At 70.9% G+C, this 11,623-nt stretch carries 7 protein-coding genes; 1 reads left to right on the top strand and 6 read right to left on the bottom strand.

What is annotated here, in order from left to right:
* Positions 1-7: 7 nt before the first annotated feature.
* Positions 8-1,378 carry a tyrosine--tRNA ligase gene (locus tag IVW53_01940; protein ID MBF6604331.1) on the bottom strand — a complete coding sequence of 457 codons (1,371 nt, stop codon included), beginning with the start codon at positions 1,376-1,378 and terminating at the stop codon, positions 8-10.
* A gap of 75 nt (positions 1,379-1,453) precedes the next feature.
* Between IVW53_01940 and IVW53_01935 the strand changes: the two genes are divergently transcribed.
* Entirely contained in the window at positions 1,454-4,234 is a 2,781-nt protein-coding gene (locus IVW53_01935) for a transglycosylase domain-containing protein (GenBank protein MBF6604330.1), read from the top strand.
* Here the strand turns inward: IVW53_01935 and IVW53_01930 are convergent.
* The 5 genes from IVW53_01930 to pheS form a co-directional block, all read right to left on the bottom strand.
* The gene (locus tag IVW53_01930; protein MBF6604329.1) at positions 4,221-6,626 is read right to left on the bottom strand and encodes a Smr/MutS family protein; all 2,406 of its coding nucleotides are present in this window, start codon (positions 6,624-6,626) and stop codon (positions 4,221-4,223) included. The two genes, IVW53_01935 and IVW53_01930, sit on opposite strands and share 14 nt — an antisense overlap.
* Positions 6,627-6,643: 17 nt before the next feature.
* Complete coding sequence (locus IVW53_01925; GenBank protein MBF6604328.1) at positions 6,644-7,453, bottom strand: DNA-3-methyladenine glycosylase; 810 nt, start codon at positions 7,451-7,453, stop codon at positions 6,644-6,646.
* Positions 7,339-7,917, bottom strand: coding sequence for a CvpA family protein (locus IVW53_01920; protein MBF6604327.1), 579 nt, complete (start codon positions 7,915-7,917; stop codon positions 7,339-7,341). The genes IVW53_01925 and IVW53_01920 overlap by 115 nt, the downstream gene beginning before the upstream one ends.
* A 132-nt stretch (positions 7,918-8,049) precedes the next feature.
* Positions 8,050-10,530, bottom strand: coding sequence for a phenylalanine--tRNA ligase subunit beta (locus tag IVW53_01915; protein MBF6604326.1), 2,481 nt, complete (start codon positions 10,528-10,530; stop codon positions 8,050-8,052).
* Entirely contained in the window at positions 10,527-11,567 is a 1,041-nt protein-coding gene (gene pheS / locus IVW53_01910; protein ID MBF6604325.1) for a phenylalanine--tRNA ligase subunit alpha, read from the bottom strand. Before pheS ends, IVW53_01915 begins: the two co-directional genes overlap by 4 nt.
* Between the last annotated feature and the right edge of the window lie 56 nt (positions 11,568-11,623).

The raw sequence follows: 11,623 nt of genomic DNA, 5'->3' as shown, positions 1-11,623 counted from the left end.
TCCGCGGTCAGCGGCGGCCCGCGGGCCCGAGGACGCGAACGACGACGATCCGCTTGCGTCCGACGCGGAGGATGAGCCAGCGGCCCGCGATCGGCTCGGGGATCGGATCGTCCGGCGTGGCGATCCGGATGCCGTTGATCGACAGCCCGCCCTGGGCGATCGACCGGCGCGCCTCGCCGTTGGAGGCGACGAGCCCGGCCGCGACCGCGAGGCGGATGACACCGCCGGAAAGGTCCTCGGCCGCGAGCTCGCTATGGTCGAGGACGTCGTACATCGCGGCGAGGACCGCGGGATCGCGGATGGGCGCGCTGTCGAAGGCCGCTCGGCTGACGGCGACGGCACGTTCCGCCTCGGAGAGGCCGTGGACCCGCGTCGTAAGCTCGAGGGCGAGCGCTCGCTGCGCGGGTCGCCGCTCGGGATGGGCGGCCTGCTCGGCCTCGAGCGCGTCGACCTCGGCGCGCCCGAGCACGGTGAAGCGGCGGAGGAGCCCAGGCACCTCGGCATCCGGGGTGTCGACGAAGAACTGGTAGAACGCGTACGGCGACGTCCGAGCCGGATCCAGCCACACGGCGGTCCCGGCAGCGGTCTTGCCGAACTTCCTGCCGCTCGAGTCGAGGAGGAGCGGATAGCTCAATGCGAACGCGGCGGGCGCGGACCGAGGGTCGCCCGCCTCCCCGCCTCGAGGCCCGGAGCCATCCGCGCCGCCCGCGGTCCGGCGGATCAATTCGAGGCCGGCCGTGATGTTCCCCCACTGGTCGGCGCCGCCCATCTGGAGCTCGACCCCCAGCGACCGGTTCAGATGCCGGAAGTCAGCCGCCTGGAGGAGCATGTAGCTGAACTCGGTGAACGAGAGCCCGCTGTCGAGTCGCGTCCGCACCGACTCCTTGTCGAGCATGTACGGGATCGTGAAGTGCTTCCCCACGTCGCGAAGGAAGTCGAGCATCCGCACTTCGCCGAGCCAGTCGAGGTTGTTGACGATCGACGCGCCGGACGGTCCCGCCGAGAAGTCGAGGAACCGCTCGAGCTGGCTGCGGATCCCGGCGACGTTCGCGGCGATGGTGTCGCGATCGAGGAGGTTCCGTTCGGCCGATGTGCCCGACGGATCGCCGATCATCCCGGTCGCGCCTCCGACGAGGGCGATGGGTCGGCCGCCGAACCGCTGGAGATGGAGGAGTCCGAAGACCGGGACGAGGTGGCCCACATGGAGCGACGATCCGGACGGGTCGAAGCCGATGTAGCCCGAGATCGGCGCGCCCGAGGCGAGCCGATCCGCGAGGCCGGGCGTCGCGTCGTGCAGCAGACCTCGCCACTGGAGCTCCTCGAGGAGCCCCTCGGGGCCGCGGCGCGCCGAGGGCACGGCTGACGTCACAGTGGACATCGCGTGGCCGTCTCGACGGCGGGGCGGTAGGTTCGGAGGGAGGTCACAGCTACCTATGCTATCGTCCGACCCGGCATGAACACCACCCTCGCCCGGCGACAGCGCCATCGGCGGAACGGAAGCGGGCGACGGGGGGGCGGACATTCGGCCCGGACCGTCGTCATCGCCCTGCCGCTCTTCCTCTTCGGGACATTCGTCCTGCTCGGGGTCGTCGGCCTCGTTGCCATCGTCGGCGCCTACAACGTTTACAGCCAGGGTCTGCCGGATCCGCTCCAGGCGTTCCAGAATCTCAGCTTCAGCGAGCAGACGGTCGTCTACGACCGCACCGGCAAGGTGGAGCTCGCGCGGTTCGGATCGACCCAGCGCCAGGTCGTCGGCTCGTTCTCCGCGCTTCCACCGGTCGTCGTGGACGCCACGACCTCCACCGAGGACAAGACCTTCTGGAGCAACGCAGGCTTCGACCCGCTCGGCATCGTGGCCGCGGCAATCGAGACGGCGACCGGACGCGATCGGGGCGCCTCGACCATCACCCAACAGCTCGTCCGGGCCCGGCTCCTGCCGGCGAGCGCGTTCGCCGGCAGTGTGTACGAGCGGAAGATCCGCGAGATCATCCAGTCGATCCGCCTCACCCAGGAGTTCCCGGGGGTCGAGGGCAAGCAGCGGATGCTCGTCGCCTACCTCAATCAGAACTACTACGGCGATCAGAGCTACGGCATCGCCGCTGCCGCCCGCGATTACTTCGGCGTCACGGACCTGAACAAGCTCACGATCGCGGAGGCCGCGATCCTCGCCGCGATCCCGCAGTCACCGAGCACGTACGACCTGCGCAAGAACGCGGTGCAGCAGACCTCGCCGGACGGGAAGACCACGTTCCTCGTCGTGCCGACCGATGCGCCGATCGTCGTACGTCGCAACGCCATCCTCGAACGGATGATCACGAGCCGTCATCTCACCCTGGCCGGGGACCCGCTCGCGGTCCCGAGCGCGCTCCTCACGGACGCTCAGATCCGGGCGGCGGAGAACGACCCGGTCATCCTCGCCCCGACGGCGAATCCCGACTGGCGGGCCCCGCATTTCGTCTGGCAGGTCCGCAAGCAGCTCGGGACGATCCTCTGCGGTGCGGCGAACGCCGACAACTGCCCGGCGATCGACACCGCCGGCTACCAGGTCACGACGACCCTCAACTGGAAGATGCAGCTGTCTGCCGAGAAGTGGGTCAAGGGGGCCGGGATCGCCCCGAACGCACCGAATCCGACAGCCTATCTCAAGGCCCACAACATCCCGAACCAGCAGTGGATCCAGGATCTCGTCGGGCGGGGGATCTTCAATGCCGCGCTCGAGGCCCTCGACTACCGGACGGGACAGGTCGACGCGTACGTCGGCAGCGCCGACTACTACGCGCCGGCACATGGCACGAAATTCCAGCCGCAGTTCGACGTTCTCTCGGATGGCTGGCGTCAGCCGGGTTCGGCGTTCAAGCTCGTCAACTACATCACCGGTATCGATGACCACACGATGACCGCGGCGAGCATGTTCATGGACGTGGTGACCGACTTCGGCGGGAACTACCTTCCGACGGACGCGGACCTCGCCGAGCGCGGACCCGTCCGGATGCGGCAGGCGATCCAGCTGTCGATCAACATCCCGGCCGTCAAGAACGCCATCGAGGTGGGACCTGACCGCGTCTTCGCCGAGGCGCAGAAGTTCGGCATCCACTTCCAGCAACCGACGAACACGGCCGGGGCCTCGATCGGGATCGGCACCCTCGAGCTCCACTACGCCGAACTGCTCGGCGCATACGGCGCCGTCGCGAACGGCGGCGTGCTCATGCCGCGGACGTTCATCCTCCAGGTCCGCGACGGTGCCGGGAAGCAGATCTATCCGGCGCCGGGGAGCACCCCGGCCACGGGCAGCCCCATCGTCAGCCCGCAGGCGGCGTACATCATGACCTCCATCCTTGCTTCGAACACGGACCCGTCCCAGAACCCGTGGTGGGGACTCCGCGCGATCTACGACAAGGGCACGCGTCGTCCGGCGACCCTCAAGACCGGCACGACGAACAACGAGATCGACAACGCGGCCTTCGGCTACCTCGCTCCGCCGAAGGACCCCAACGCACCGGCGCTCGCCGTCGGGGCGTGGATGGGCAACAGCGACAACAGCATCCCGCCCAACGGGACGCTCGCCCTCGAGTCGGCGGCGACGCTCTGGCAGGCGTTCCTGACGGAGGTGACGAAGGGCACCCCGATCGCCGACTTCCAGCAACCGCCGGGCATCGTGGACGTCGCGGTGGACGCGAACAGCGGGATGCTCCCGGGACCGTTCACCACGAGGACGTTCACCGAGCACTTCATCGCCGGAACGCAGCCGACCCAGGTGGACGACACGAAGGTGGCCGTCGCGATCGACTCCGCGACCGGCCTCCTCTGGATGGACGGCTGCACCGGCCCCCAGGTCCAGAAGGGATTCCTCGACCTCTCGAACCAGGACGCGGCATTCCCGGCCTGGCAGGCGGCCGACCAGGCGTGGATCGCCCGAGCGAGGAAGGGTCCGGGCGTCCGCGGCGGTCCCATGCGCAACGTGACAGCGTATTGGGGTTTTGGCTACATCTTGCCCTTCGGTGCAACCTGGGGCGCACCGTTCGCGCCGACCGAGACGTGCGTGCCGACGTTCCCCTCGCCATCGGCCTCCTGTGATCCCATCTTCGGTTGCCCGAGCCCGTCCGCACCGCCGTCCGGAGCGCCGACCGCGCCGCCGCCGAGCCAACCCATCGTCACGCAGCAGCCGTCGCGGAAGCCACGACCGCGCCGCCCGGTCCGCCGGCGACGTCGTCGACCCACGATCAGAGCCGGATGATCGTCGCGCCGTCCCCGCCTTCCCCGCGCTCGCCCGCCCGGACGTCGCGACCCAGCGGGTGAGCGGCGGCCGCGGAGCGGACCGCATCGCGGAGTGCCCCCGTCCCGAGGCCGTGGATGACCGTCACCTGGTCGAGCCCGGCGACCGCCGCGTCGTCGAGGTACCGATCGAGCGCATCGAGCGCCTCCTCCACCCGGGCCCCACGCAGGTCGAGCGACGCCGGGACCGAGCGGACCCGGTCGCGCCGGAGACGGCCGATCGATCCGTCAGCGTCGACCTGCGCCTGCCGGCGCAGCGCGTCGCCGATCGTGCTGCCGGCGCCGGTGGATGCGGTTCCGGATGACCCTCCTGCGGGCTCGAGGGCAGGTTCCAGGTCGTCGACACCGACGGTCACCCGCATCCCGCCCGTCTCGAGCGTGACCCGCGCTCCGCCCCGTTCGAGGGCGCCGATCCGACCCTCCCAGCCGGCCGACCGGCTGCGCGCCCGGTCGCCGAGGCGCCACGAGCGGATCGGCGGTGGCGGCTCCGTCGGACCCGGTGCGAGAGCCTCGGGATCGGCCGCCTGCTCGAGGCGCGCGTCGATCCGGCCGATCGCCTGATCGAGTGCCTGGGTGGTCATCGTCTCCCGCTCGAGCAGGCGCCGCGTCGCGGCCACCTCCTCGCGGACCGACCCGACGATCCGATCCGCCTCCGCGCGGGCGGCGTTCAGTGTCCCTTCCCGCTCCCGTCGGGCACGTGCACGCTCCTCGCGCGCCGCTCGGAGACTCTCGGCGGCGCGCGTCTCAGCCGCGCGCGCCCGCTCGAGGGCCTCCGCCGTCTGGCCCTCCGCCGCCTGGATGCTCGCGAGGGTCGCCTCGAAGGTCCGCTGCGCCTCGCTGAGCCGGGATCGCGCGTCGCTGACGATCGCGTCCGGCAGTCCCAGTCGCTCGGCGATCGCGAAGGCCTGGCTTCCGCCCGGGAGGCCGATCGTGAGGCGGTACGTAGGGCTCAGCGTCTCGAGATCGAACTGGACAGCCGCGTTGCGGGCTCCTGGTGTCGTGTGCGCGTACGCCTTGAGCTCGGCGTAGTGGGTCGTCGCGGCGACGAGCGCCCCGGCTCGAATGAAATGGTCGAGCAGGGCCTGGGCGAGCGCCGAGCCCTCCGTCGGGTCGGTCCCGGCACCGAGCTCGTCGAGCAGGATGAGGACGCCCGGCCCGGCGGCCGCGACGATCGTCGTGATCCGCCGGAGGTGTCCGCTGAACGTGGACAGGCTCTGGGCAATCGACTGTTCGTCGCCGATGTCGGCGAACACATCCCGGAAGACCGGCAGGCGGCTGCCCGCCTCCGCGGGGACGTGGAGGCCCGCCTGGTGCATGAGCGCGAGGAGGCCGAGCGTCCGCAGGGTGACCGTCTTGCCACCCGTGTTCGGTCCCGTGACGACGAGCGCCGAATACCCGTCGCCGAGGCGGATGTCGATGGGCACGACTCCGGCGCCGAGACCTGGATGCCTGGCGCCGAGGAGGACGACCTCGGGTCGCTCCATCGTCTCCGCCCGGACCGCGTCGAGGTCCGCTGCGACCGTCGCCTTGGCGGTCCAGAAGTCGAACCGGGCAAGGGCGTCGAGTGTCTCGCGCAATGGTCCGGCATGGGTCGCCACGAGGCTCGACAGCGCATCGAGGATCCGTTCGACCTCGACCTGTTCGGCGACCTGCGCCTCACGCCACACGTTGCCGAGCTCCACCGCGATGAGGGGCTCGACGAAGAGCGTCTGGCCGCTGCCCGACGCGTCGTGGACGATCCCCTTGACGCGACTCCGCGCCTCCGTTTTCACCGGCACCACATAGCGACCATTGCGGAGCGTGACGATCGGCTCCTGGAGAGCACCGCCGAGCTCCGAGCCCACGAGCGCGTCGAGGCGCCGCCGAAGGCGCTCGTACGCCACGCGGACGGCGGCCCGCAGCCCACCGAGCCGCGGTGAGGCGCTGTCGAGGAGCTCGCCGCTCGGGTCGACGCTGCGAGCGATCGTCGTCCGCAGGGCGGGCAGCGCGTGGAGCTCCCGTCCGAGGTCGCGAAGGAGCGGCCGGCGCTCGCCGGACAGCGCGGTCGCGAGTCGCGCCCCGGCGTCGAGTGTCTCGCCGATCTCGGGGAAGGCGGCCGCCTCGAGCCGGCCGCCGCGGATGGCGCGGGCGACCCACGGACCGATGTCGTGTGCCGCGCCGATCCCGACGCCGGGCCGCTCCGAGAGGAGCGCCCGCGCCTCGTCCGTCTCGTCCAGGGCGCGAGCGACGAGGACCGGGTCGCTCGACGGCGTGAGTGCCTCCGCGAGCCGGCGGCCGGGCCCGAAGGCGGTCGCCCCGGCGACCCGCTCGACGATCGACGGAAACTCGAGGAGGGCGAGCGAACGATCGTCCATCGGCCGGCGATCCTCGCTCAGGAGCGGCTGGTCGGAGTCGCCGCCGCGCGGTCCTCGACGAGGATGAAGCGCCATGGGAGGGAGACCCAGGGCTCGCCTGCGAAACCGATACCGATCCGTGTCGTCGCAGCGACGATCGTGCCCTTCACGGCCGGATCCGGACCGGCGAGCCGGATGGTCGAGCCGGCGTCGCAGAGGTCGACGCCGTCATCGCCGGGGACGATGGAGAACGCGGCTCCGACGAGCCCGGGTCCCTGCGCGAGCCGCTCCCTCGGCAGGGCCGCGATCCGCCGATGGGCAGCATCGCGCACGGCAGGGGTCGCTCCCGCGCCCCGCGTCAGACGGCTTCGCTCGAGATCGTGGTGAACGCGCGCCTCGCGAATCGCCTCGAGACCGGCGACGGGTTCGACCGCTCGGACGAGCACGGCGCCGGCATCGCCGTCGGGACCGGTCACGACGTTGAGACATGTGTACATGCCGTAGACACGGTACACGTAGGCACGGCCGGCGCGCCCGAACATCGTGCTGGTGCGCGGGGTGCGGCCGAAGCGGGCATGCGAAGCGCGGTCCTCGGAGCCACCGTAGGCCTCGACCTCCACGATCCGGCCGATCCGACGATCGCGATCAGGCTCGGCGCGAACGAGGCGGGCGCCGAGGAGGGCGCGGGCGGCGTCGACCGGCGATCCGAGGAGGAGGGCCCGGTCGAACGCGCTCAGACGATCCCGCGTACGTCGGTCGGGACGAGTGCCCCGAAGACCGTGAAGAAGCCGGGGATCAGTGTGTCGCGGAATGCATGGACCGTGCCCGAAGTATCGAATCCCATCCACAGGTCGCGAAGGATGAGGAGCTCGCCGGTGCCCTGGGAGACACCGGGCGCCCGGAAGTAGGAGTCGAGGATGACGATCGCGAAGCCGATGATGAGCATCGCCTGGGTGACGCCGAGGACCCCGCCAAGGACCTGATCGACCACCGTCGCCTTCGCGAACAGCGGTTGATGCTTGTAGAACCCCTGGACGACGAGGCTCAAGGCGAGGCTTGCGATGACGAAGACGACCCCGAACGCGATCATGTAGCTGTACTCGGTCGGGAACTGACGCCAGTTGCTCGCGAAGAACCCCCCCAGGGGGGCGCGGAGATTGGCCGCCAGGAGGAACGAGACGAGGATCGAACCGATCCCGAGGATGCGGCGGATCGTCCCCTGGAAGAAGCCGATGACGAACGCGACGCCGAGGATGAGCAGGACGATGAGGTCGAAGAGCCGAAAGCTCTCGATGAAGCCGACGATGTCCACCCATTCTCCCGATGTGCGTCCGAACCCGCGCCGCGCGACACCGGGCCGGCGGGACGCCGACCCAGCGGCCTAGGGTAGCAGTGCCTCTCGCGCCGCCGCAACCGCCCGGACCAGGCCGGACCGCACCGGGCGTCAGGTACGAAGGCGCGCCCCCGAGGCCACGAGGCCGGTCGCGATCGCGGCGAACGCTCTGTCGATCTCCGGTTCCGTGAGCGTCCGCTCCGCCTGGAATGTGAGCCGGAAGGCGACACTCTTGTCGTCCGCCCCGAGCGGCGCACCCCGATAGATGTCGAACAGCCTGGCGTCCACGAGCAGCGTGCCGGCCGCCGCCCGGATCGTCGCCGCGACATCAGCCACCGGACGATCCTCCGGCACGACGATCGCGATGTCGCGCTCCACCGCCGGGTGGCGCGGCACGGGGCGGATCCGCGGCGAGGTCACGATCCCCCGGGTGAGGCCCGCGATAGCGAGTTCGGCGACGACGATCCGGTCCGCTCTCAGGTCGAGGGCAGCGAGCAGGCTCGGGTGACACTCCCCCACCCGCCCGACCAGGCCTGCGCCCGCGTTCGCCACGGCGGCGCGTCCCGGATGAAAGGGATACCCGTCAGTCCAGGGGGTGAAGTCGACCGGCGGCAGCCCGAGCGCCTCGGCGAGCGTCTCGATGACCCCTTTCGCATCGGCAAGGTCGTAGGTCGTCGGCGGGCGATCCCAGGTCGCCGGCGTCGACGGTCCCGTGAGCGCGAACGCGAGGCGCCACCATTCGTGTGGCGCATCATCGACGCGCCCGTATCCCTTGCCGACCTCGAAGATCGCGATATCCGGCCGTCCCTGGCGAAGGTTCGTGTCGACGACCTCGAGGAGGCTCCCGACGAGCTGTTGGCGGAGGACCGAGTGATCGAGCGAGAGCGGGTTCGTCGCACTGATCGGCGTTCCGGCCGCGTCCGCCTCTCCGTCCGGCGCCCGCCCCGCATCGCCGGGCCAGCTCATCGCGCCCCCGCGCGCGGGCGCGATGAGCGCGTAGGTGACGACCTCGCGGAGTCCCGCCCCGGCGAGGATCGACCGAACCGCGTCCCGGACACCGAGCGGCGCCGGCCGGTGATGCGGCATCGCGGTGTCGGGCAGGACCTCCGCGATCGTCTCGTAGCCGGCCACGCGCGCGACCTCCTCGGCGAGGTCGGCCTCGACCGCGAGGTCATGCCGCCACGTCGGGATGATCGCCTCGAGGACCTCCTCGCCGTGCGCTGCGACCTCGAGCGGGCGGGTGCCGCTCGACACGACGACCGGACGGTCGCCACTCGCCGCCATCGTCGCGATGCCGACCCGGCCGAGGAGCGTCGCCTGCGTCGAGGCGCCGAGGCGGGTGCCGAGCAGTCGATCGACGCGGGCGGGCCGGAACCGGACGCGGTGCTCCTCGGGCTCGACGGGAGTGGTGTCGATACGGCCGGGCGCGACCGAGCCTCCGGCCCAGCTCGAGACGAGCGCCGCGACCCGATCCGCGCCGATCCGCGCGAGGCGAGACTCCTGTCCCTTCTCGAAGCGGAGGCTCGCCTCCGAGCGGAGGGCGTAGCGGTGCCCCGTCCGGCGGATCGCGACCGGGTCGAAGATGGCCGATTCGACGACGACGTCACGCGTGGCGTCGGAGACCTCGCTCTCGGCGCCGCCGATGATGCCGGCGATCGCGAGGACCCGGCGTGCGTCGGCGATGACGAGCGTCGATGGGTCGAGCGTGCGGTCGACATGGTCGAGGGTCGCCAGTCGCTCGCCATCGAGCGCCCGACGGACGATGAGGCGACCACCCTCGATGTGTGCGGCGTCGAAGGTGTGGGTGGGCTTGCCGAGTTCGAGCATGACGAAGTTGCTCGCATCGACGACGTTGTCGATCGGTCGCATGCCGGCGGCCTGGAGTCGCATCTGGATCGCGTCGGGCGACGGTCCGATCCGCACGCCGCCGACGTACCGGGCGACGAAGCGCGGACAGAGGTCCGGCTCGCGGACCTCGACGATGAGCCGTTCCGCCACCCCGGCGCCCACCTCCTCGACAGTGAACGACGGGAAGCGCACGGTCGCCCCGGTCGCCGCCGCGACCTCGCGGGCGAGGCCGACGAGCGAAAGCGCGTCACCGCGATTGGGTTTCACGTCGACGTCGAGAACGGTGTCGCCGTACAGGTCCGCGAGCGGACGACCGACCGGTGCGTCCTGCCCCAGGATGAGGATGCCCTCGGCATCGGCCGTCATCCCGAGCTCTGCACCGGAGCAGAGCATGCCGTTGCTGACGATCCCCATCTTCTCCGTCCGCTCGATCCGTCGCCCGCCGGGCAGCGTCGCCCCCGGCAGGGCGACCGGGACGCGCTGGCCGGGCGCGATGTTCGTCGCCCCGCAGACGATCGAGAGTGGCTCGTCCTCCCCCACCAGGACCGTCGTGAGCGAGAGGCGGTCGGCGTTCGGATGCTTCGCCACGGTGAGCAGTTCCCCGACGACGACGTCCTGCCACGCGGCTCCCCATCGTTCGATCCCCCGCACCTCCATCCCGAGGACGGTCAGCCGCTCGGCGAGTGCCTCCGGCGTGAGGTCGAGATCGACATAGTCGGCGAGCCAGCCGAGCGGGACCCTCATCGGAACTGCTCGAGGAACCGGAGGTCGTTCTCGAGATACGAGCGCAGATCGGCGACGCCGTAGCGAAGGTTGGCGATCCGTTCGACGCCCATCCCGAAGGCGAATCCCTGGTACCGCTCCGGATCGAGCCCGCCGTACTGGAGGACGACCGGGTGGACCATGCCCGCGCCGAGGATCGTCATCCAGCCGCTCCGCGAGCACGCCGGGCAGCCGACCCTGCCGCAGACGAGGCACTCGACGTCGAACGCCACGGACGGCTCCGTGAACGGGTAGTAGCCGGGCCGGAAGCGGGTCCTTCGTCCGGCCCCGAACATCGCCCGGGCGAACTCGTCGAGCAGGCCGCGCAGGTGGCCCAGCGTCGTCCCCTCGTCCACCATGAGTCCCTCGACCTGGAAGAACTCGGTCTGATGGCTCGCGTCGATGGCTTCATAGCGATAGACCCGCCCGGGAAGCAGCGCTCGGATCGGCGGCGCCTCCGCGTGCATGACCCGGATCTGACCGGGCGACGTGTGCGTCCGCAGCAGGTACCCGTCGATGTCAACGTAGAGCGTGTCCCAGAGGTCCCGTGCCGGGTGATCCGGCGGGATGTTGAGCATCTGGAAGTTCGTGACGTCGTCCTCGATCTCCGGTCCCTCGTAGTCGACGAAGCCGAACTGGCCGAAGATCCGGGCGATCTCGCGCGCGGTCTCGACGAGCGGGTGGAGCCGTCCGCGCGCCGGCCGTCGCCCGGGCGTCGTGACGTCCGTCGCTTCCGCCGCGAGGCGACCGGACAGCGACCTCGCCGCAAGCTCGGTGCGACGCTCGGAGATCGTCGCCTCGATCGCCGTCCGGACGTCGTTGGCGATGGCGCCGACGAGCGGACGGTCTGCGGGCGCGAGCGAGCCGATCCCCCGGAGGACGGACGTGAGCTCGCCCTTCTTGCCGAGGAGTTCGACGTCGAGCGCCTCGATCGCGGCGAGATCCTCGGCCGCGCGAGACGCGTCGGCGGCACGCGCGCGGAGACGTTCGAGATCGGCCTGCAGGCTCGGGAGATCCATGCTCGGTGCGGTCACATGCGACGCGAGCGGCCGTCTGGCACGACGACGGGATGCCG

This window comes from Chloroflexota bacterium (assembly GCA_015478725.1).
GTDB lineage: Bacteria > Chloroflexota > Limnocylindria > Limnocylindrales > CSP1-4 > C-114.
This window is presented reverse-complemented; position numbering and strand designations above follow the sequence as displayed.